This window comes from Paenibacillus sp. J22FR21 (assembly GCF_056269135.1).
Map to the genome: position 1 here is coordinate 244,205 of NZ_JBWDNJ010000003.1, position 21,625 is coordinate 265,829.

Annotated in this window: 24 protein-coding genes; 15 read left to right on the forward strand and 9 right to left on the reverse strand. The window is 49.2% G+C overall.

Going from position 1 to position 21,625, the window contains the following annotated elements; genetic code table 11:
* Positions 1 to 36: 36 nt before the first annotated feature.
* Genes AC0YNS_RS11820 through AC0YNS_RS11830 form a run of 3 tightly spaced genes read left to right on the forward strand, consistent with a single transcriptional unit; the run spans position 37 to position 3,951 of the window.
* A complete protein-coding gene (locus tag AC0YNS_RS11820) occupies positions 37 to 927 on the forward strand; it encodes an ABC transporter permease (RefSeq protein WP_475781190.1) in 891 nt (296 codons plus the stop codon).
* A 16-nt stretch (positions 928 to 943) separates the two neighbouring features.
* Positions 944 to 1,837 carry a carbohydrate ABC transporter permease gene (locus tag AC0YNS_RS11825; RefSeq protein ID WP_475781191.1) on the forward strand — a complete coding sequence of 298 codons (894 nt, stop codon included), beginning with the start codon at positions 944 to 946 and terminating at the stop codon, positions 1,835 to 1,837.
* Between the two features lie 17 nt (positions 1,838 to 1,854).
* A complete protein-coding gene (locus tag AC0YNS_RS11830; RefSeq protein WP_475781192.1) occupies positions 1,855 to 3,951 on the forward strand; it encodes a DUF5054 domain-containing protein in 2,097 nt (698 codons plus the stop codon).
* Positions 3,952 to 4,010: 59 nt separating this feature from the next.
* Here AC0YNS_RS11830 and AC0YNS_RS11835 read toward each other — a convergent pair whose 3' ends face one another.
* The gene (locus AC0YNS_RS11835; protein ID WP_475781193.1) at positions 4,011 to 5,096 is read right to left on the reverse strand and encodes a fatty acid desaturase family protein; all 1,086 of its coding nucleotides are present in this window, start codon (positions 5,094 to 5,096) and stop codon (positions 4,011 to 4,013) included.
* A gap of 130 nt (positions 5,097 to 5,226) precedes the next feature.
* On the opposite strand from AC0YNS_RS11835, the gene AC0YNS_RS11840 reads away from it, so the two are divergent.
* The gene (locus AC0YNS_RS11840) at positions 5,227 to 6,129 is read left to right on the forward strand and encodes a helix-turn-helix domain-containing protein (protein ID WP_475781194.1); all 903 of its coding nucleotides are present in this window, start codon (positions 5,227 to 5,229) and stop codon (positions 6,127 to 6,129) included.
* A 73-nt stretch (positions 6,130 to 6,202) separates the two neighbouring features.
* Complete coding sequence (locus AC0YNS_RS11845) at positions 6,203 to 6,928, forward strand: DsbA family oxidoreductase (RefSeq protein ID WP_475781195.1); 726 nt, start codon at positions 6,203 to 6,205, stop codon at positions 6,926 to 6,928.
* Between the two features lie 82 nt (positions 6,929 to 7,010).
* Here the strand turns inward: AC0YNS_RS11845 and AC0YNS_RS11850 are convergent, their stop codons facing one another.
* The 3 genes from AC0YNS_RS11850 to AC0YNS_RS11860 are packed head-to-tail and all read right to left on the reverse strand — an operon-like array spanning position 7,011 to position 8,464.
* Positions 7,011 to 7,382: an EamA family transporter gene (locus AC0YNS_RS11850; RefSeq protein WP_177186508.1), complete on the reverse strand. Its 372-nt coding sequence runs from the start codon at positions 7,380 to 7,382 to the stop codon at positions 7,011 to 7,013.
* The gene (locus AC0YNS_RS11855) at positions 7,379 to 7,741 is read right to left on the reverse strand and encodes a DUF2304 domain-containing protein (protein WP_475781196.1); all 363 of its coding nucleotides are present in this window, start codon (positions 7,739 to 7,741) and stop codon (positions 7,379 to 7,381) included. The genes AC0YNS_RS11850 and AC0YNS_RS11855 overlap by 4 nt, the downstream gene beginning before the upstream one ends.
* An 18-nt stretch (positions 7,742 to 7,759) precedes the next feature.
* Positions 7,760 to 8,464 carry a glycosyltransferase family 2 protein gene (locus AC0YNS_RS11860; RefSeq protein ID WP_475781197.1) on the reverse strand — a complete coding sequence of 235 codons (705 nt, stop codon included), beginning with the start codon at positions 8,462 to 8,464 and terminating at the stop codon, positions 7,760 to 7,762.
* A gap of 120 nt (positions 8,465 to 8,584) precedes the next feature.
* Between AC0YNS_RS11860 and AC0YNS_RS11865 the strand changes: the two genes are divergently transcribed.
* The 3 genes from AC0YNS_RS11865 to AC0YNS_RS11875 all read left to right on the forward strand — a co-directional run bounded on the left by AC0YNS_RS11865 (position 8,585) and on the right by AC0YNS_RS11875 (position 11,907).
* Positions 8,585 to 9,859: a glycosyltransferase family 39 protein gene (locus AC0YNS_RS11865; protein WP_475781198.1), complete on the forward strand. Its 1,275-nt coding sequence runs from the start codon at positions 8,585 to 8,587 to the stop codon at positions 9,857 to 9,859.
* A gap of 121 nt (positions 9,860 to 9,980) precedes the next feature.
* Complete coding sequence (locus AC0YNS_RS11870) at positions 9,981 to 11,036, forward strand: hypothetical protein (protein WP_475781199.1); 1,056 nt, start codon at positions 9,981 to 9,983, stop codon at positions 11,034 to 11,036.
* Between the two features lie 7 nt (positions 11,037 to 11,043).
* Positions 11,044 to 11,907 carry a hypothetical protein gene (locus AC0YNS_RS11875; RefSeq protein ID WP_475781200.1) on the forward strand — a complete coding sequence of 288 codons (864 nt, stop codon included), beginning with the start codon at positions 11,044 to 11,046 and terminating at the stop codon, positions 11,905 to 11,907.
* Between the two features lie 157 nt (positions 11,908 to 12,064).
* On the opposite strand, the gene AC0YNS_RS11880 is transcribed toward AC0YNS_RS11875, so the two are convergent.
* From AC0YNS_RS11880 to mnmL, 4 genes are all read right to left on the reverse strand, one after another.
* Positions 12,065 to 13,030: a type I phosphomannose isomerase catalytic subunit gene (locus AC0YNS_RS11880; protein ID WP_475781201.1), complete on the reverse strand. Its 966-nt coding sequence runs from the start codon at positions 13,028 to 13,030 to the stop codon at positions 12,065 to 12,067.
* A gap of 40 nt (positions 13,031 to 13,070) precedes the next feature.
* Positions 13,071 to 13,478, reverse strand: coding sequence for a VOC family protein (locus tag AC0YNS_RS11885; RefSeq protein WP_475781202.1), 408 nt, complete (start codon positions 13,476 to 13,478; stop codon positions 13,071 to 13,073).
* A 78-nt stretch (positions 13,479 to 13,556) separates the two neighbouring features.
* Complete coding sequence (gene mnmM, locus AC0YNS_RS11890; protein ID WP_475781203.1) at positions 13,557 to 14,126, reverse strand: tRNA 5-(aminomethyl)-2-thiouridylate-methyltransferase MnmM; 570 nt, start codon at positions 14,124 to 14,126, stop codon at positions 13,557 to 13,559.
* A gap of 1 nt (position 14,127) precedes the next feature.
* Positions 14,128 to 15,096 (reverse strand): tRNA modification radical SAM protein MnmL/YtqA, encoded by a 969-nt coding sequence (gene mnmL / locus AC0YNS_RS11895; protein WP_475781204.1) that lies wholly within the window; start codon positions 15,094 to 15,096, stop codon positions 14,128 to 14,130.
* A gap of 309 nt (positions 15,097 to 15,405) precedes the next feature.
* Here mnmL and AC0YNS_RS11900 point away from each other — a divergent pair, with 309 nt between their 5' ends.
* Both AC0YNS_RS11900 and trmB read left to right on the forward strand, forming a co-directional pair.
* Positions 15,406 to 15,591 (forward strand): hypothetical protein, encoded by a 186-nt coding sequence (locus AC0YNS_RS11900; RefSeq protein WP_475781205.1) that lies wholly within the window; start codon positions 15,406 to 15,408, stop codon positions 15,589 to 15,591.
* A 192-nt stretch (positions 15,592 to 15,783) separates the two neighbouring features.
* Positions 15,784 to 16,569, forward strand: coding sequence for a tRNA (guanosine(46)-N7)-methyltransferase TrmB (gene trmB, locus AC0YNS_RS11905; protein WP_475781206.1), 786 nt, complete (start codon positions 15,784 to 15,786; stop codon positions 16,567 to 16,569).
* Here the strand turns inward: trmB and AC0YNS_RS11910 are convergent.
* The gene (locus tag AC0YNS_RS11910) at positions 16,488 to 17,045 is read right to left on the reverse strand and encodes a phosphatase PAP2 family protein (RefSeq protein ID WP_475781207.1); all 558 of its coding nucleotides are present in this window, start codon (positions 17,043 to 17,045) and stop codon (positions 16,488 to 16,490) included. The two genes, trmB and AC0YNS_RS11910, sit on opposite strands and share 82 nt — an antisense overlap.
* Positions 17,046 to 17,328: 283 nt before the next feature.
* Here AC0YNS_RS11910 and AC0YNS_RS11915 point away from each other — a divergent pair, with 283 nt between their 5' ends.
* The 5 genes from AC0YNS_RS11915 to rplT all read left to right on the forward strand — a co-directional run bounded on the left by AC0YNS_RS11915 (position 17,329) and on the right by rplT (position 21,502).
* The gene (locus tag AC0YNS_RS11915) at positions 17,329 to 18,507 is read left to right on the forward strand and encodes a glycosyltransferase family 4 protein (protein WP_475781208.1); all 1,179 of its coding nucleotides are present in this window, start codon (positions 17,329 to 17,331) and stop codon (positions 18,505 to 18,507) included.
* 310 nt (positions 18,508 to 18,817) lie between these two features.
* Positions 18,818 to 20,056 (forward strand): glycosyltransferase family 2 protein, encoded by a 1,239-nt coding sequence (locus AC0YNS_RS11920; protein WP_475781209.1) that lies wholly within the window; start codon positions 18,818 to 18,820, stop codon positions 20,054 to 20,056.
* A gap of 267 nt (positions 20,057 to 20,323) precedes the next feature.
* Positions 20,324 to 20,866 carry a translation initiation factor IF-3 gene (gene infC, locus AC0YNS_RS11925; RefSeq protein ID WP_475781869.1) on the forward strand — a complete coding sequence of 181 codons (543 nt, stop codon included), beginning with the start codon at positions 20,324 to 20,326 and terminating at the stop codon, positions 20,864 to 20,866.
* Between the two features lie 25 nt (positions 20,867 to 20,891).
* Positions 20,892 to 21,095 carry a 50S ribosomal protein L35 gene (gene rpmI / locus AC0YNS_RS11930; protein ID WP_090576365.1) on the forward strand — a complete coding sequence of 68 codons (204 nt, stop codon included), beginning with the start codon at positions 20,892 to 20,894 and terminating at the stop codon, positions 21,093 to 21,095.
* 47 nt (positions 21,096 to 21,142) lie between these two features.
* Complete coding sequence (gene rplT, locus AC0YNS_RS11935) at positions 21,143 to 21,502, forward strand: 50S ribosomal protein L20 (RefSeq protein WP_475781210.1); 360 nt, start codon at positions 21,143 to 21,145, stop codon at positions 21,500 to 21,502.
* The last annotated feature ends 123 nt before the right edge of the window (positions 21,503 to 21,625 follow it).

Sequence of the window (21,625 nt, forward strand, 5' to 3'; positions counted from 1 at the left end):
TCCCTTATATCATTCCATAGGACAGGTGGAACACCGATGATATCGAAGAAATGGCTGCTAAACTATCACCTGATGCTGCTTCCGGGCATCGTGCTGCTCATCATTTTCAGTACGATTCCACTGTTTGGTACCGTTATTGCGTTTCAGGATTTTATACCGGGTATTCCGATCTTTGAGCAGACATGGGTCGGATTGGATAACTTTAAATTCATGCTTCAACTTCCAGGCAGTAGACAGGTGTTCATCAATACATTAGTTATCGCTTCCATGAAGATTGTTCTGGGCATTATTATTCCAATTACGTTCGCCTTGCTGCTGCATGAAATTCGAGCGCGCGCGTTCAAACGGTTAGTTCAAACTATCGTATATTTGCCGCACTTTATGTCCTGGGTTATTCTATCCGGCATACTGATTGCGATGCTATCTATAGACGGAATCGTCAACCAGATTACTGGATTTTTTCACATGGAGCCTATTATGTTCCTCGCCAGCAATCATTATTTTCGTCATATTATCGTATGGAGCGATGTGCTGAAGGAATTTGGTTTTAGCGCTGTTGTCTATTTGGCTGCGCTTGCAGGCATTAATCCTTCGCTCTATGAAGCAGCCGAGATCGACGGCGCATCAAGGTTCCGCAAGCTATGGCATGTCACGATTCCCGGCATTATGCCTACAATCGTGTTGCTATCGACACTAAGTCTTGGCAATATTTTGAACGCCGGCTTCGATCAAGTGTTTAATCTGTACAATCCGCTCGTTTATTCGTCTGGCGATATTATCGATACGTACGTATACCGCATGGGCCTTGTGGATCAACAATACGGACTCGCCACCTCTGTCGGGTTAATGAAGTCTGTGATCGCTATTATATTGATCGCGCTCTCCAATAAAATGGCCGACAAATTTGCTAACTACCGCATCTTCTAAGAAAAGGGGTCTAGGCATGGTTTCCTCAAAATCGTGGAGCAGCCGCAGCGCTGATATGTTTATCTATTTGGCTTTGATCCTTATTGCGTGCATTTCGTTGTTCCCGCTCTGGTACACGATTGCACTATCCTTTAGTGACAAAGCTGCTGTAAATGCCGGTAGAGTATTTGCATGGCCTGTTGGCTTCAATTTAACATCGTATAAAATTATTTTGGAAGACCATAAATTTTTTGCAGCCTTCTACATTTCTGTAAAACGAGTGCTGCTTGGCGGTGTGATCAACTTCGTACTGACCGTCATCATGGCTTATCCGTTAGCAAGAGATAACAAGATGTTTCCGGGCAGAAAAATTTATATGTGGTATCTGGTGTTCTGCATGCTCTTCTCCGGCGGACTCATTCCGCTGTATATGACTGTGACGGAACTGAATCTGCAGAACACGTTATGGTCGCTCGTTTTGCCAGGGGCAGTACCTGTCTTTAATGTCATTCTCATTATGAATTTCTTTCGAAATTTACCTAAAGAGCTGGAAGAAGCTGCAATCGTTGACGGTTCCGGTCCGTGGCGGACACTAGCGAGTATCTTTATTCCCGTATCGATGCCGGCCTTGGCGACTGTAACGCTATTCAGCATTGTCGGCCATTGGAATTCATTCTTCGACGGACTCATCTACATGAATAAGCCGTCTCTCTATCCGCTGCAGACCTACATTCAACAGCTTGTCGTACGGATTGATCCAGAGTTGATGAAATCGCTGACGACGGATCAATTAATTGAGCTGTCGAAGGCGTCTGACAAGACGCTGAACTCAGCCAAGCTGATCGTAGCGATGATTCCGCTATTGACGATCTATCCGTTTCTTCAGAAATATTTTGTTCACGGTATCGTGCTTGGATCCGTTAAGGAATAAGAGGAGGTACGCTTGGGATGGAAAACATACGTAAAGTTCATGTTGTATTTAAAACGCATCTTGATATCGGGTTTACGGACTTGGCAAGTCATGTCGTGGATCAATACTTTCACTCCTTTATTCCTCAAGCGCTCGAGCTGGCTGACGCATTCAATCGCGAACAGGGCCCGGTAAGGTTTGTGTGGACAACCGGCTCTTGGCTGATTCATGAATTTCTAAAAACGGCTGATTCGGAGCAGCGTAAGCGCATGGAAGATGGGATTGCTGCCGGCAGTATCGTTTGGCACGGACTACCTTTTACAACACACACGGAATTAATGGATCCTGCGTTATTCGAGCATGGTTTGTCGATCGCGCGCAAGCTGGATGAGAAGTATGGCAAACGTACGATCGCGGCCAAGATGACGGATGTACCCGGACATACGATTGGCATGGTTCCCTATATGGCGAAGTACGGTATTCAATACCTGCACCTTGGCGTTAACTATGCCTCGACGAAGCCGAGCGTTCCGGAAGTATTCGTTTGGCGAGCGAAGGACGGATCGGAAATCGTTGTTAACTATGCCGGCAGTTACGGCAATATCACGTTCATTGACGGTTTGGATGAAGTGCTGGTGTTTGCGCATACGAACGATAATATGGGGCCGCCGAAGGCAGAGGATATTCGGAAGCAGTTCCTACAGCTTGCCGAACAATTTCCGGGAGCCGTTATAGAAGCCTCAACAATGGATGCGTTCGCCGAGAAATTAGTAGCTATGAAAGATCAATTCCCCGTCGTTACGGAGGAAATCGGTGATTCATGGATTCACGGAGCAGCCTCCGATCCGCTGAAAATCGCCCATTATCGGGAGCTCTTAAGGCTGCGCAGCAAGTGGGTAGGTGAAGGTCGATTGGACGCAAGCAGCAGGCAATATGCCGACTTCTGCGATCAGCTCATACTCATTCCCGAACATACATGGGGGATGGACGAGAAGACACATTTGACCGATTTCAAGCATTATTCCGTCCATGACTTCCATGCGGCAAGGCAAGCCGATGTCGTCACGAAGGATGCCATCCATCCTCGTTATGGCTATTTCGGCATTTATGGCGGCGACCACTCGGAGAAGTTCGAATCAGATTCGGGGAAAAGCTTCAGCCTGATCGAAAGTTCATGGGAGGAACAACGGAATTACCTCACGCAGGCGATATCCATGTTATCGTCGGACTTGCAGAACGAAGCACGTCAGGCACTGTTGATGCTGGCTCCGAATGAAGCGTTTCATGCGAATGGCCGGGAGCTCCCCTTCGGACAGCCGCAACGACTAGGCTGCTTCGATGTCGAGTTTGGAATCGACGGCTCGATTATTCAGCTTGTCGACGGGCGGGGTAAAGTTTGGGCTGATGATCAGCATCGGTTAGGCGTATTCGAATATGAAACGTTTGGCATGGATGACTACCATAATTGGTATCGAGATTATGTTGTGAATTGGGCTGAAACGTATTACTGGTCGGAGCCGGACTTCGGCAAGCCAGGCATGGAGTTTGCAGAGCCTAAACCGGAACATAAGCGATATTCACCCCGAGTCAATGGGGCAGTTGTCCGGGAAGAGGAGCAGTATGATGAAGTCAGTTTGCAGCTTAACATGAGCCAAGAAGCCTCGCAGACACATGGCGCTCCCAAGAAGCTTCATATGCAGTATCGGTTCTACAAACAGGAGAGTAAGATCGAGGTCGAATTAGGCTGGTTCGATAAACAAGCCTATCGACTGCCGGAGGCAAGCTGGTTCTCCTTTGCTTTGAACGTAGATAACCCGAACCTGTGGAAGATGGATAAGTTGGGGGAACGTGTTTCGCCGCTTGAAGTGGTTAAGAACGGAAACCGCAGTCTTCATGCCGTTCATTCCGGCGTGCATTACCAAGGCAGTGATGGGATTGTCCATTTGGAAACGTTGGATGCTCCGGTATTAGCTCCGGGAGAGAAGCGAATGCTTCAATTCGATCAAGCATTCGCTCCATTGGATGGCGGCATGCATTTTAACCTGCACAACAATGTTTGGGGTACTAATTTCCGCATGTGGTACGAGGAGAATACCAAGTTTAGATTCGTGATTCGGTTGAAATCAGAGGGATAATAAAAAATGTACGTGATAAGGGACGTTAGCTGCGTCCTTCATCACGTACATTTCTCTGTTTATTTATTGGATGCGAGGGTGGTTTCAATAGGCTGGTTATTCGCGCGCTGTTCGGCAAATGCGCGGTATTTCGGTACGACATAGGCCGGATCTTTCTGTGCATGCCATAAGGCGGAAACCGTTTCACGAAGAGCGGCTGTGAAGCTTGATGCGGCGGGCGGACAGTCATTCTTAATCTCTTGATGCAGGGCAGGTAAGTTATAATAAGGCACCATCGGGAACATATGATGTTCCATATGATAATTCATGTTGGTATACAGAAACCGAATGATCGGGTTGGTATAGAAAGTGCGCACGCATAACCGGTGATCAAGCGTGTCTTCGTATAAGCCAAGATGTTGAGTAGAGTTCAGGGCGGTCATCAAGAAGAAGCCGTAGAACGCAGGTAAACCGACAAACATAAGCGGCAATAGGCTCTGAATATAGAAACACAGCCCGATAATAGCAGCATAAACGAGAATGAAAATGCGAGCTTCCCAGAACAATGAACGATACTCGCTTACAGGGATCAGTTCCTTCTCGCTATTGGTAAGGCGGCCGAAAGCATGTCGGAACAAAGATTTAAACGTCCCGAAGATATCGCCGAATCGGAAAATCATCTTGAGCAGTCTGCTCCACATTGGGGGGCGCGGCTCCATAATTTCCGGGTCGCTGCCGACGATGATCGTATCGGTATGATGACGAACATGACTCCAGCGATAATTCGTCGCTTGAATGAGAATGAGGAAGGAGCACAGCTGATACAAAGCTTCATTCATCCATGGTGTTCGAAAAGGTGTCCCGTGACAGGATTCATGCCACTTCGAGACGGCGGGAGTGGAGTAGATGATGCCGTAAAGGGCAAATGCGGGGATCGCCCACCAGGTTCCCCAGGATAAATAAGCGAGATATCCTGACGCTGCTAGAAACATAAACCATAGCAAGGTGTCTCTTATTGCTGGACCGTTTCTGCGGACCATAAGCTCCTTCATGCGTTTGCGGGGAACGGGACATTTGTACCACTCGGCGGATACAAGTCCTTTGGCGATCGCTTTCTCTCTTTCCGGTCCTAGTATGCTGTAATCCCGTTGTGAAGTTTCGCTCATATGATTACTCCTTATTGGCGCAGAATAGCTTCCTGCTTCTAAGTGTAAGGGATGGAAGCTCGACAGGCTTTCCAAAAAATACGAAATAGTTTTAGACACATAACGATTGTATGGAGATGGGGGAACGGGCATGGCAAGAAAACAATCTTCTACATCGATGCGCTGGATTTACCCGCCTGATTATGATGAAAGTCACGGGATGGATGCAGTCGGAACCAGCATTATTCCGGAGCTGATCGTGCTTGGCTGTCAGAAGTATTCGGAAGCTTATCAGCTGACCTTGCATCGTCACATGATCGGATACGAATTTGTCTACTTGGAGCATGGCAGCGTTACTTGGGAAGTAGATGGTGTGCAATATCCTACTAGTGCAGGCCAATGGTTCTTCACAGCTCCGGGAGAGCTGCACAAGGCTAGATTCAACCATATCGAGCCTAGCCGCATTTGGTGGTTTATCATAACGGACCCTGAGCGGGACTCAAGTTGGTTTAACTTAGGACAGCAAGAGCGTAACTTCATCGTGGCCGGGCTGCAGCAGCTGCCGCATGTATTTCGTGCCGATGATCGGGTGCATGAGCAATTCGCGCGGCTAAAGGCGACCTTAGAATCGGATGGACCGGCGAAGAGGCTGTTTGCCCATCATCAGATGCTGGATATTCTGCTTGGACTGCTGCAGCCGGTTCCACTGAAGACGATTGAACCTGAATGGTGGGGCAAGATGACTGAGCTTGTTCAGCGATTGGAGCAAACACCTGAGAGACGATTATCGATTGCTGAGATGGCGCAGGAGGTGCAGGTGAGTGAATCGCATTTCTATAAATTGTTTCAAGAGCTGTTCGGACAATCGCCTGCTGCATACATGGAACGTGTTCGGATTGAACATGCCTGTGAGCTTCTGTTGAACTCGAGTTTATCCATCATTGAAATTGCTCTTGAGCTTGGATTTAAGACAAGCCAGCACTTTACGAATGTGTTCCGGAAATTGATCGGATGTCCTCCAAGCGAATGGAGGCGGCGGGAGGCGAGCAGTTGAACGCTTCCAAACGTTGTCCTACACCTGAGGAAGCGGCTATAATGGGCTTATCAGATGAAGGAGTGAAGTGAAGATGAAAGTGGAAATTTGGTCGGACATTGCATGTCCGTTTTGCTATATTGGCAAGCGTCTCTTCGAGAAGGGGCTGGATCAGTTCGAGCATAAAGATCAGGTGGAGGTCGTTTATCGCAGCTTCCAGCTGGACCCGAATGCGGAGAAATATCCGAAGCATGATGTCTATGGATTGGTAGCGGACAAATACGGAGTAAGCCGTGAGCGTTCCATCCAGCTTCATGAGAATTTGGTGCAGCAAGCTGCGGCGCAGGGGCTTACGTTCAACTTCGAGCATGCGATTCCCGCGAATTCGCTTGATGCGCATCGTTTGATTCATTTTGCAGGCACACATGGCAAACGGACTGAGGTAGCGGAGCTGCTGTTCAAGGCGTATTTTACAGATTCCAAGCATATTGCTGAGATGGATACGCTCCGCGAAATCGCGGTTGAAGCCGGACTGAACCCGGATGAAGTGGAAACGATGCTCGGCGGCGATGCGTTCATAGCCGAAGTGCAAGCAGAGTCCAGCGAAGCTAGCATGCTTGGCGCGAATGGCGTACCGTTCTTCGTGATCAACCGCAAATACGCGGTAGCCGGCGCGCTTCAAAGCGAGGTGTTCCTCGATGTCCTGCAGAAGGGCTGGGAAGAGGAGAAGCCGCTGATCATTCTCGATCCTTCTTCGAACTTCAGCACCGGTGTTTGCACCGATGACGCCTGCGGAATCGGCGAGAACGAGCAGAACTAAAGCACAGCGATGTTAAACAAGTAAAGCACGGTAAAGTCTGCAGGAGGCAATCGCTCCTGAGCTTTACCGTGCTTTTTAGCTTCTACGCATAACGAGCTGACAAGCCGATGCATGCGACACCTGCAAGTATGAGCAGACAGCCGATGATTTTGAGGGCGGACAACGATTCTCCAAACAGGTAATAAGCGCCGATGATGGAGATTATGTACGCGAGGCTCTGGATGGGATAAGCCAAGCTGAGGTCAACCTTCGATACGATAAACAGCCACAATACCGTTGCGCAGCCATAGATGAACAATCCGCCCATAATGTAAGGCGAGAACATCAGCTCCACAATCGTACGCAGCGATTCGAAAGGTTTCGCGCGCTGCATGAGTCCGTATTTCCATAGAAACTGTCCGCTTACAAGCATGAGCGTATTGGCGAGAATGAGAAGGAATTGGACCAGATTCACAGGGTCTCACGTCCTTCCACTGTCTTCTGAAGATCGAGCAGCTTCTTCTCCATGACGGCGAATTCCTGCGTCAACGTCTTCATTTTCTCCGACTGGTTCGACAAACTCATCGTCTGCCGCACGAGCAGCGCAAGGATGAAGATGATGGTGACCAGAAACACGAAGGTAGGCATGTAGGCGATGCCGATCCATAAGGCAAACCGGTTAAGCAGCGGGATGCAAGCCGCGGCAAGCACGCCGGCAACGGCTGTAATCAGCCAGAGGAACGCGTAGCGGTCCTTTAATTTATGGGTTACCGTGAAGGAAACGATAAGCCCGAGGAAAAACAACGTAATGAGAATAGCGACAAGCTGATTCATCTGGACGGGTCCTTTCGTTTAGGAGAAGCTTTTGCGAATGAGCGAGAACATCGTAACCTTCATCATATAATAGATCGATTTGGACCAGTTGATGGAGGAGGAGCCGCCTTGACGGTTGCGCATTTCAACACTGATCTCTTTGAGCTTGTAGCCTCGCTTGGACAAGCTGACGAGCACTTCGACCTCCGGATAATCCGTCGGATAGGTGCGTGAGAACAGCTCGATCGCTCGGCGTCCGACGATGCGGAAGCCGGATGTCGGGTCGTAGACCGGAACGCCTGTCAGCATCCGAATCAACCAGTGAAAGTAAAATATTCCGAGTCGGCGGGAGAGGCTTCCCTTGTAGCTGCTTGCTTCCACAAAACGCGAGCCGATGACCATGTCATAGTCATTAATTGTTATTTCGTTTACAAGCTTCTCAATATCCGCAGGACGATGCTGCCCGTCCGCGTCCAGTTGAATCGCATATTTATAACCGCCTCGGTCTGCATACTTGTAGCCGCTTTGCATCGAGCCGCCAATTCCGAGATTCACGGCATGGCGAAGGGAAGGAAAACCCTCTTTGCGAATGATCTCAGGCGTGCGGTCCTTAGAGCCATCATCTATGACGACAAAATCATAGGGTGTGTGACGTTTAAGCTCCTGCACGGTGCGGGCTAGAGTATCTTCTTCGTTATAGGCAGGAATAATGACCAATATATCGCTGCTCCGTTGCTGCTGCATCTTGTATTACCTTCTTTCCCATCCTTCTACTTGCGCGTCTTGCTTTTCAACAAATCTTTTATAGTATAATAGAAAACGGTTCTTTATAGAATACCAGTTAAATGGAAAGGGAGTTATGCTTTGTTTTCACTACGGTCCGAAACGTCCCGGATGCGGAAGTTCGTTTGGATTCTTATGGCGGCGGTTTTACTCATCCATGTGATTACGGTCTTGTCGCTCGGCGACCATTTCTTGCTTGGCTCCTATGAGAAACGCAACAATGATGACGTCAAATATGTACATGCCGCGCAAGTGCTGCTCGAGCATCATACGCTTGTTTATAACAGCGGAATGAACCCGACCAACTACATCATGCCGGTGGTTCCGGTTGTGCTCAGCGGATTTCTGTCGTTTCTGGATCGCGATGCTGCAGTGATGAGTTTCCGTTTGCTTCAGTGCTTGATGCAGGCGGCATCGGTTTATCTCATTTTCATCATCGCACGTGAAATGCTGGGCAGGCGCGTCGCTGTTGTGGCTGTCTTGCTTGATGCGCTTTATGTGCCGAACTTGTTTGCCTCTGGTGCGATTCTAACGGAATCGACGTTTAAACTGCTCTTTTTGTTGCTGATTTGCAGCATTATTTATGCGCTGAAGCGCCGAAAGGCATCTGCCTATGTGTTTGTCGGCATCATGCTGGGGCTCGCCTGTTACGTCAAACCGCAATGTGCACTGATACCGATCTGCTTGTTGATTATATGGCTGGTGAAGCGTTACAACTGGAAGGATATTTTTAAATATACGGCTATCGTTGGCGTTTGCAGCATGCTGCTGCTCTCACCATGGTGGGTTCGCAACTACTTCGACTTTCATGAATTTATTCCATTCACCAAGTCTACCGGTAACCCTATGCTGCTGGGAGCGCTGATCAAACGGGCCAATCCGCCAAAAGGGTTCTTCGAGCAATATCCGGAATACAAGGATCAGAAGCTGTTCGTGGGCAGCGACAGTGCGGAGAAGCTGGCCGCGCAGCGAGTCATTGCTTATGGCTTCAAGCATCACACGTTCGATTATGCGTACTGGTTTACGGTCGGGAAGTCCATCCAGCTCTTCGAGAGCCCTTTCTACTCCAAGCCGGTGCCGGGCTTGCCTAGACCGGCGATCAACGTGGTGCACTGGCTGTACGTGCTCGCTGGTTTTGCTGGACTCATCGTACTTGGCATTCGCGGACGGTTGAAGCTGATTTTGCCGGTGCTGCTGCCCTTTCTCTATTATTGGTTCATTCATCTACCATTTATTACCTTCGGACGCTATGGTTATCCGCTCGTATGTCTATTAACGATATTTGCTGCTGCGGCAATTGTGGCACTGCTGGAGCGAAGAGGCGTTTGGAAGAAGGAAGAGGAGACTGCCGTTTAATCGGCGGTCTTCTTTTTTTAGCTGGTCCAGTAGTGGAAATACAAACCGGCATAGTACAATAAAACAAGAATGTGAAGGCGTTTACAGCCTTTGCAAAATGACAACTCCGGAGGGACGCGCCATGCAAGCAGTTCCGATTCAAGCTATGAATACACGTGTAGTGCGAGTAAGTACGGCGAAAGATTATTGGACGATTGTATTTGGCATCTGGCTGATCGGCGGTATCTTCGTGGATGGATTTGCTCATAATCACGGGGTCGTCGAAACGTTCTTTACCCCATGGCATGCCATTCTTTATTCGGGTTTTATGGTTTCAGCGATGTGGATGTGCTGGCTGCTGTACCGTTCCAAACGGACTACCGGCATGCCTTGGCTCAAGGCTGCGCCTGTAGGCTATGGGCTCGGATTAACCGGCGTTGTCATCTTCCTGCTCGGCGGACTGTTCGATATGTATTGGCATGTTGTGTTCGGCATTGAGCAAAACACGGCAGCGCTGCTGAGTCCGTCACATCTGATGCTGCTGTTAGGCGGGTTATTGATTTTATCGAGTCCGTTTCGGGCCAGCTGGCATAATGAGAAAATGACAAAACCAAGCTGGCTGGAGTTCGCGCCTGCTTTTCTATCCTTGGTCATCACAGTCGGCGCCGTCAGCTTCTTTCTCATGTACGCTTGGGCGTTCCGCTACAATTTGCCGTCAGCCTCTGTGGTAGATTGGTATGTCAGTCATTTTAGTAATGGGATTGTTGCTGAAAGTAACGAAATGCGCGGTCTTACATACATCTTGCTGGATACGCTTATCTACATGTATCCGGTTTTTCTGCTTATGAAAAGATGGCAGCTGCCCTTCGGCGCTATGACGCTGCTGTTTGCGATGATCACGACGATGATGAATGTACTGGACGGGTTCGTGTACTACCAGTCGATTATTATTGCAGGTGCCGCAGGTCTGCTGGGTGATCTGCTTTACCGATATTTGAAGGCTGGTGAAGGCAGAATATGGGCTCAGCGAATAATAGCAGGGGCACTGCCGATTGCACTTTGGGGCTTTTATTTCGGGTACATGAATGCTGTGGATGGCATCGGATGGTCGGCAGAGCTATGGTCAGGCTCGATTGTAGAGGCGACCTTGCTTTCACTTGGCGTTCATTTCCTGTCTGCTTCGAAAGGGAAAGGATAGAAGTCGGATGCAGCACAAGAGTTTGAGAATAAGAGGTCTGGTTATTGCCGTTTTAGCAGCGCTTCTCTTGGGCGGCTGTACAGCCAAACCGCTTCGCAATGTGGAGATCGATCCCCCAACCAGAGGACTGCTTCACTATTTGCAGCAGGATCAAATGACTAACGTATCTGACCGGGGATATAAAGTGATCGTAGCGGAGGAGAAGTCGGCCCAGAGCGGGCGAGAGATTGAATTAGAGCTGCAGGTGCTTGATCCGTCAGGTGTACCGGTCGAGCGTTTTACAGAAGATATGACAAAGCTGATGCATCTGATCGTAGTCAGCTCTGACTTATCCACGTTCTCACATGTTCATCCGGTTCAAGAGGGCCAGGGGAAATTCAAAGTAAAGCTGAGCTTTCCGCATGGCGGTCGGTTTCTGCTTATTTCGGAATTTATGCCGGATGACGCCGGGCTCACGGTATATAAGAAATGGATCACGGTTGGCGGTGCGGAGCCGGCAAGTGAGAAGCTTTCCGTTAGCGAGCCCATGCAAACGATCGTTTCCGGCGTAGAGGTTACTCTCAGCGGAATGCCTGACTTGAAGGAAATGAAGGCAGGGGAGATGGCGATGCTCAACTTTACGTTGAAGGATGCCGCTACAGGAGAGTCCATAAAGCTGGAGCCCTATCTGGGAACAGCGGGACATTGCGTCATTCTGGACGAGAGTGCCACGCAGTATTTGCATGTGCATGCCGTATCTGAAATGAGCGCTGACTCTGGTTCGAGTGTGATGTTCCATACGCAGTTCCCCAAGGCGGGCAAGTATAAGCTATGGGCGCAATTTCAATATAAGGGGAAGGTGCTCGTTGCTCCGTTTGTGATTAAGGTGTAAAAGCAGCATTTTACCTCGATGTATTTTGGAGGCGCGCACCTCCGTACATGAAGCAGCATTTTTAGCTTGGAATGTGCCGTAGCTCTAGTCATTAAGAAGCCCTCTCAAAAGTCGTCTTGCACACTTTTGAGAGGGCTTCTTCGTTTGTTTGTTCGTATTAAGGCGTAACGCTGCGCAGAACGGTCATGCTGCCGTCCAGCTCGTAGCTGCCAAGGCTAGCGGGAAGCAAGAAGCATTCGCCGGCTTTAACGGCTTGTGTGCCGCCATCCCAGCTCAGCGAGCCAGCTCCTTCTGCAATAACAATAATGACAAAAGATTCAGGTGTCGTTGTCAATTTCCAAGGAGCGCGTACAAGACCTTTCTCAACGACAAAATAAGGGGACTCTGCAATAGTGAGCCATTCATTGTCGCCGATCGCATCGGTCTTCATGCGGCTCGCGCCAGCGCCCTCATAAGCGGTAACATTGAGGGAGTCTTCCACATGCAGCTCACGAAGCTTGCCGTCCAGACCCGGACGATTGTAGTCAAACACGCGGTAAGTAGTGTCGGAGTTTTGCTGAATTTCAGCGACTACAACGCCTGCGCACAGCGCGTGAACCGTGCCGGCCGGAATGTAGAACGCATCTCCGGCTTCAACCGGTACTTCTTGCAGGCAATCCATGACGCGGCCTTCTTCAATTGCAGCAGCGAGGGCAGCGCGATCGACGCCTTCTTTGAGGCCGTAGATGATTTTGGCGCCGGGCTCTGCAGCCAGTATGTACCACATTTCGGTTTTGCCAAGCTCGCCTTCAGGCAGTCCTTCGTAAGCATCGGTAGGATGCACTTGAATGGACAGATCATCATTGCAATCCAGCAGCTTGATCAGAAGCGGGAAACGACCGTTCTCGGCGTAGCCTTTCGTACCGAAATATTCATGGCCGTATTTCTCGCGAATATCATCCAATCCAAGTCCGGCGAGTGCGCCGTTCATGACTTTGGTCGTGCCGTTCGGATGATCGCCGATCATCCAGCCTTCGCCGATAGCGCCTTCCGGCAGTTCAAGGCCGAATTGCTCCAGTGCGCGGCCGCCCCAGATCCGTTCTTTCATTTCGGGTTTAAATTGCAAGGGGTAAGTCTGTGTCAATTCAATCACTCCTCTGTCTAAACTTCCTGGTTTCCTCAAACTACAATAAGACTTGCGGTTGTGCAGCAGGTTGGAACATTTCTAAGAATTCGCCATCCGGGCCATAGAAGAAGAAATAACGTGCGCCATTCGGCAGCATTGTAATTTCGGTATCTTTCAGCGGAACGCCAAGATCCGTGATGCGCTTAAATTCAGCGTCCACATCGTCTACAGTGAATGCCACATGATGCGTGCGTCCTTCATCTGACAATTGACCGTTGTAACCTTCGATCAGCTCGACCTCGGACTCACCGCCATCTGTGCCGGAAAGGAAAGCAAGGCGGATGACATTGTTGGAATGGTTTAACGTGTACAGGTACTTCAAACCAACAATCTCGGTATAGAATGCGATCGATTTCTCCAAATCAGATACCATAATGCCTACATGCTCAAGTTTACGAACTGCCATGAATAATTACCTCCTCATAATTTAGCTATTCAGGATTTCTTCTTCAAGAAGCCAGCTTGTCCCACAACGAAGACTACACTACCGTTTCTCGATTGCAAGCAAATAAGGTGCCTCAGGTTTCTGTGCCATACGATACAGTACCGTTTGCGCAAGCGACTGAGGCAGTGAGGAAGCCCATTGCACGGCAGCTTCGGCTTCCTCGGCGCCGCCGGGGTGACCTGGATAAAGCACGACGGTTACGATGCCGGAAGGCCGAAGGACCGAGAGAGCGGCCTCCAGAGCGGCCAGCGTGCCATCAGGAGTCGTAATCACGGACTGATCCGCGCCGGGCAGGTAGCCGAGGTTAAACATAACGGCGGCTGCCTGTCCGCATGCCTCGGCGGAGATATGCGCCACCATATCGGCATGACTCGCATGAACGAGGTTTAGCGCCGCATCTGCTGCACTGCCGTTCAATCGCTGCCGCGTTCGTTCCAGTGCTTCCTCCTGGATGTCGAAGGCATAGACGCTTCCCCGGGGGCCAACCAGCCCCGACAGAAACAGCGTGTCTATGCCGTTGCCGCAGGTCGCGTCTATGACGATGTCGCCTGGTGTCACTCGTTCCTTCACGAGCTTGTGAGCCATGCTGAGTACGCTCAGGAACCCCATTCTACTGCGCCTCCCACAAGCGGCCTTGCCAGGTGTTGCGGGTGGTCAGCTCGCGGTCGATCGCATTCAGCACTTCCCATTTCTTAAGACTCCACATCGGACCGATCAGCAGATCGCGAGGCGCGTCGCCCGTAAGCCGGTGAACGATCATCTCCGGCGGCAGCAGCTCCAGCGTGTCAACGATCAGCTTCACATATTCATCTTGATCCAGGAAGCGGAGCAGGCCTGCTTCATATTGCTTGACCATCGGCGTCTTGCGCATAAGATGAAGCAGGTGAATTTTGATCCCCTGCACATCCATGGCGGCCACAGCTCTGCCGGTATCAAGCATCATTTCATGCGTTTCCTGAGGCAGGCCATAAATAATATGCGCGCAAACGCGAATGCCGCGTGCCCGAAGACGCTTGACAGCATCTTCATAGCAGGCTGTGTCGTGAGCGCGGTTAATCAAGGTGGAAGTGGACTCATGGATCGTTTGGAGTCCCATCTCGACCCACAGATAAGTCCGCTCATTCAGCTCGGCCAAATAATCGACAACGTCATCCGGCAAACAGTCCGGCCGCGTTGCAATGGACAAGCCGACAACACCGGGCTGAACGAGGATGGCTTCGTAATATTCCCGCAGCTCTTCTACCGGCGCATACGTATTCGTATACGCTTGGAAATACCCGATATATTGCGCTTCCGGCCATTTCAGATGCTGCAAATCTCGGATCTTATTGAATTGGGTCACTAAGTCGTCTCTGCGGCTGCCCGCAAAATCACCTGAACCTCTCGCGCTGCAGAAAGTACAGCCGCCTGTAGCGATCTTCCCGTCCCGATTCGGGCAGGTAAATCCGGCATCCAGCATGACCTTGAATACTTTGCTCCCGAATTGCTCTCGCATTTCGTAATTCCATGTATGAAACCTTTTGTCGCTCCACAGGCTAGGCTGTAGGGAGTCGACATCCGGCTGAGTTTGAACTTTCATGGGTAGGCTCCTCTTGCTTTTATGAAATCTTATATCCCCAATCATAACGAAAAAAGAGACAAAACGCTACGTTGAGGCAGTAAACGGCCACCTAATCGCACTTCATTAGATCCAAAAAAACGGTTTCAAAATAGGCGCGATGCTGTAAAAAAGATTAGAAAAGGGCTTGCTAAACCTAACATGAAGTGTTATATTAAAAGTGCGACAGAACAGCAAAAACACCACATTTAACCCTCTTCCAACCACTTGTCATAGCAGGTCGATTTTCTGGAAATGTGCTTGAAAATAATCAAGTTGAGGTGATGAGGAATGGATTCACAAGTTAAAATTCCACATGGTGACGAGAAAGTTACGGTCGAATTAACGAGAAAAGAATTAATGTCGCTCGCAGGGATCCGTTTTTACGGTAATCATAATGTTGAGGTTTCCGCCCGGAAGAAGCTGCATGACATCTTGGAGTCGCAAGAGACTGCTCAGAACCAATTGCTCAACTAAACTCTGCTATTCGCATCAGAAACAACCTCAGCCGAAGGCGCTAACTGTGCCCTCGGCTTTTTATATGCACAATAACTGGCAAAGGCCTGCATTACCGTAGACTTTACAAGTGATGCGGAATTCGGGCAGAATAAGTTTATAGATTGAACGATGCTCGTTCAGCATTTAGCGATAGTGGAGGAATCAATTATTATGCGTCTTAGAGGAAGAAAAGGAATATTGGAGAGCTTGGAAGCACAGCCGGAGCTGGTGGTGCTGGATGCAGCGCCTCATAAAGGACGCTGGCGCGAATTTTTCGGCAACGATAACCCGATTTATGTTGAGCTTGGCATGGGAAAAGGCCGGTTTATCAGCGATATGAGCGTTCGGAATCCTCATATTAATTACATCGGCGTGGACATGTACGATGAGTTGATCCGCCGTGCAAGTGATAAAGCGCGTTTGGCATGGGAGAAGGAAGGCGTTACACAGCCGCCGAATTTGGCACTGCTGCGTGCGAATATTGAAGGAATTGAAGAGATGTTTGCACCAGGGGAAATCCAGCGCATCCACTTGAATTTCAGCGATCCATGGCCCAAAGCAAAGCACGGGCGCAGAAGACTGACGCACCCGCGCTTCGTGAAGAAGTATATGGAGATTCTAAACGAATACGGCGAAATTCATTTCAAGACCGATTCGCAGCTGCTATTCGAATTCTCGCTTAACAGCTTCGCGGATATGGAACTGCATATGCGTAATATTTCACTGCATCTTCATAAAGAAACGCTGCGCGATGATCTTGTGCTGACGGAATATGAAGCCAAGTTCGTTGAGAAGGGCAATAATATTCACCGCGTCGAAGTGGTGATCGGTGAGAAGGCGATTGCGGCTCATAGAGAGGCTAAGCTTGCAGCTGCTCAGAAGAGTGACCAAGCTGCGGAAACGGATAATGATACAGACGAGCCAATTACCGCACCTGCCGCAATATCGGAAGGGTAATGGAGACCGAGATACATTCTTGACCAGCCAACGGATACACCGAGGATGATTGCTGCAGGAAGAATGATCGGCAGCATAGCGGTTTCCGTCACGAGCCAAGGCAAGAGCCAAGCGAATATAGCCGTTGTGTGACCCGAAGGAAACGAGGAGTCGCGCAGCGGTTTTTTGCATACATGCACACTGCTAAGTGCTTGATAAGGGCGAAGTCTGCTGAACTTACGTTTCATGATGGCAACGGGTATATGACTGATAATGATGGCTGCGAAAGCTTGCCAGCCGGCGGTACCCCATATGCCAGGTGCGGACAATCCGCAAAGCAAAGCAGTCAGTAACGTGAACGTTGCCCCGCCTGCATGGGTAATCGTCCCCAGCCATCCTCCTAACAAGCGATTGACAGCTCTGTGCGCCGATCTGCGATTTGCCCATAATAATAAGCGTTGCTCCTGTGTTAAAGCCCAGAACACGACATTAACCACATGAATCCCCTCCTGGTTGTATGCAAATGTCACGCCTATTCATCAGCTGCAAGCCACCGATCACTTGCCACCTGCAAATCAAGTATAGGTTGGAATTGTTTCTGCGGTATTAACAAATAAATAACCGATTATGAAGGATACATGTTTATGAAGGATACATGGCGAATGCTTCTTCACTCACTCTTCATTTTCCATTAATACACTGGAAATACAACTCATGTAAACTGGCTCCACAAGCTGGCCGCGCATCTAAGGCGGTTCTAGCAGATGGAGGCGATGACCGATGCGTCTTGCATTATTTACGGATACTTTCACTCCTGAGGTTAACGGAGTGGCACGAACGCTTGAACGGTGGGAGCAGTACCTGCGCCGCCGCGATATTCCATGTCTTGTTTTCGCTCCACAGCCTGCAGCCGCCGCGCATGAAGAACCTCAACCTATGGTTACTCGGTTTGCCAGCATGCCTTTCTTCCTCTATCCCGAATGCCGCCTGGCATTGCCAAATCCGATTCATATCAATCGCACCTTGCAAGCGTTCAGGCCTACACTTATTCATGTTGCGACCCCGTTCAATCTTGGGCTTTGCGGCATTCATTATGCGCATAAACACCGAATACCGCTGGTTGCATCCTATCATACACATTTTGACCGCTATTTGGCGTTTTACAATACCCGTTGGATGGTTAAGATGTTATGGAGGTATATGGAATGGTTTCACCAGGAATGCAGGTTCATTTTCGTACCCTCCGCATCGACGCTTCTTGAGCTGAAGGGACGGGGGTGGGATGAGCATCGTCTAGCCATTTGGACGCGAGGTATGGATACGAAGAGCTTTCATCCGAATGTGGATAAAGCCGCGCTTCTGGCGCAGTATCAAATACCGAAGGATCGCTTCATCGTGCTTTATGTAGGCAGACTGGCTCCTGAAAAAAACGTGGATTGTGCGATTGCCGCATTTGCAAAGTTTCAACGAGAGGTGTGCAAAGACGCCGTTTTCGTTATAGCCGGCGACGGTCCATCCATGAATACCTTGAAGCAGCAAGCTGTGCGTGAAGGGATTTCGACTTGCTTTCTTGGGTTTACTGCGATGCCTGCGCTTCAACAATGGTATGCAGCAGCGGATGTCATGCTGTTTCCGTCACCTACCGAAACCTTCGGCAATGTCGTATTGGAAGCGATGGCTTGCGGTACGCCTGTCATCTGTGCAGATACGGGAGGTGTGGTGGACACGGTTGTCCACGAGTGGAGTGGTTTGAGGTGCGAGGCCGGCAATGTGAACGCCTTCAGTGCAGCGCTGGAACGCATGTACCGAAACCCGGAGCTTCGCAAGCGTTTCACAGCGAGGGGGTTGGCACATAGCCTAAGACAATCCTGGGATGCCATCTTTGAAGAACTTCTCATGAGGTTCCGGCAAGCGGAAAGCGAAGTCCCGAGTTCAACAAATCGTCACACTAGGGGATAATTTACATGAAACCTTTGCCAGTTCTATACGTTTATTGAAAAAGAAACATGTTTTTATCGTAAATGGCTGAAAATAAGGGTGAGACGGACGAAAACAAGGTATCAGTCCTGTCAGCACCCAATGCAAGCGCTTTTCTCCGACTTCTTGGCGGTTAAGCGACATTTTCTACTTTTGACAAAAGGACACAATGTGTGGAGAATCAGTAGGGTTGCGGAATAAACAAAAAGAACGGCCGCGATTCACTGACAGCGAGATCAAACAAAACTAGAGAGAATATAAAAATGGGGTCTCAAGGGGGTAGTAAAAAATAATGGTTAATACAATCATTATTATGTTTCAAATCTTTTTGGCGTTTGTCGGTTTGTATCAATTCAGCATTTCCCTGTTCGGTATTGTAAGGAAACGTAAGGAAGTGAAGCATGCACCTCAGAAATCCTTTGCCGTTCTGGTCGCTGCACACAATGAAGCACAGGTAGTCGGAGCGCTTGTTGAAAATTTAAAAAAGCTGGATTATCCGAAGGAACTTTACGATATCTTCGTCATTTGCGACAACTGCACGGACAACACGGCAGAGATCGTCCGCAGCTATGGCGTGCAGGCATGCGAGCGTAAGAACCCGCATTTGCGCGGCAAAGGCCATGCGATCGAATGGATGCTGAAGGAATTGTGGGCCATGCCCCGTCAGTACGATGCCATCGTGATGTTCGACGCAGATAACTTGGTCGGCAATGACTTCTTGATTCATATGAACAATGATTTATGCGAAGGCCACAAGGTTATCCAAGGCTACTTGGATACGAAGAACCCGACGGATTCTTGGGTTACGGCGTCTTATGCGATCACATACTGGTATTGCAACCGGTTGTGGCAGCTGTCCCGCAGAAACTTGAACATGGCCAACTATCTTGGCGGCACGGGCATGTGCTTTGATACCGCGCTCATGAAGGAAATGGGCTGGGGTGCAACAAGTCTCGTTGAGGACTTGGAGTTCTCGATGCGCTGCGTGAAACGCGGCATTCATCCGGTCTTGAATTACGATGCCAAAGTATACGACGAGAAGCCGCTTAGCTTCAAAGCTTCTTCCAGACAGCGTCTGCGCTGGATGCAAGGACACTTTACCGTAGCTCGCAGTTATTTCTTCCCGCTGCTATGGGCAAGTATCAAAGAACGCAGCTTCGTGAAGTTCGATGCGGCGCTGTACTCCATCTCGGTGTACAACACCTTTATCGGCTTCCTGGTTACTGCGCTGCTCTGGATGGATAATATCATCCCGGCGAAGAATGCTTTTTCATCCATCTACTACTACATGCCGTATTGGGTAGCAGGTGTTGCGATTGCGGCTACAGTAGTCATGTTCCCGCTCGTTATGATGCTTGAAGGCATCCGCTCTGGGAAGATGTATGCACATCTGTTCTCGATGATTTTCTTCCAGCTTTCCTGGCTGCCGATTACATGCTACGCGTTCTTCACGCAAAACAACAAGCAATGGAGCCATACGCAGCATACGCGTGTACTTCGCTTGGAAGAAGTGCAGAGCAAACAGGTTTAATGAGCTTCTAGGGCAGCCTCGTCAATCGATGGTTGACATTCCTGAATAGGCTATGCTATAGTATTTCAGTAACATGTCTTACAGTAACTTAAACATGTATACGCACAAGTAGAGGCACCCGCTTCTCACCTACTCGGCGATGGCCGAATGGTTCGCGATCGATGATTGAACAGGCTACAGCTTAACAGCTGCTTGAACAGCCAACAATCTTGATTATTGGAATGCGGGTCCCGAGCGGATCCGCATTTTTTGATTTTTGCTTGCGTGATTCATAATTTTTGGAGGTGGCAGGTTATTAGCAGGGAACATCAAATCAACGATGAAATTCGGGCCAGAGAAGTGCGTGTAGTCGGTGCTGAAGGCGAACAACTAGGCATCAAGCAATTCCGCGAGGCACTGCAATTGGCAATCGATTTGAACTTGGACCTAGTGAACGTTGCACCGACAGCGAAACCGCCGGTGTGCCGGATTATGGACTATGGCAAATTCCGTTATGAGCAGCAAAAGAAAGAAAAAGAAGCTCGCAAGAATCAGAAGATTGTAGACACGAAGGAAGTTTGGTTCCGTGCTAACATCGACGAGAACGATTACCAAACGAAATTCCGCAATGTTGTAAAGTTTCTGGGTGAAGGCGATAAAGTGAAATGTTCGGTTCGTTTCCGCGGACGTGAAATTACACATGCTTCTGTCGGTCAGAAGATTCTTGATCGGCTTGCAACAGAGGTTGCTGATCTGTGCGTCATGGAGCGTCTTCCTAAGCTTGAGGGCCGCAGCATGATTATGATTTTGGCACCGAAACAGGTTAACTAACATTCTTTGAGGAGGATACACCAACATGCCTAAAATGAAAACTCACAGCAGCTTGAAAGATCGTTTCAAAATTACGGGTACTGGTAAAGTAATTCGCTATAAAGCGTACAAAAACCACCTTCTTTCCGGCAAATCGTCCCGTCAGAAGCGTGTACTGAACACTCAACCAAACCTGGCTAAAGGCGATTTCAAACGTCTGCAACAAGGCCTAGCAAACATCAAAGGTTAATTAGATCGATCTAATTCGTATAACTATTACTCGGGAGGTTTCTACTCATGGCAAGAGTTAAAGGCGGATTCGTCCGCGCACGTCGTCGTAAAAGAATTTTGAAGCTAGCAAAAGGTTATTTCGGTTCAAAGCATCGCCTGTTTAAAACAGCGAAAGAGCAAGTAATGAAATCCTTGCTTTACGCTTACCGTGACCGTCGTCAACACAAACGTGACATCCGCAAACTGTGGATCGTTCGTATCAATGCAGCAGCTCGTCTGAATGGCCTGTCCTACAGCAAATTCATGTACGGTTTGAAACTTGCTGGTATCGAAGTAAACCGCAAAATGCTTGCTGATCTTGCAGTTAACGACATCAACTCGTTCAACACGTTTGCAAACCTTGCAAAACAAAAAGTAAACGCGTAGTCTTCGGATTACCGTTTTATGATAAAAGCGCTCTTCCGCTCTGCGGAAAGGCGCTTTTTTTGTTTTGATCGATATGGACAGCGGTACAATCGCATGAGGATGCTAGTGAATAGAGTATAGGAC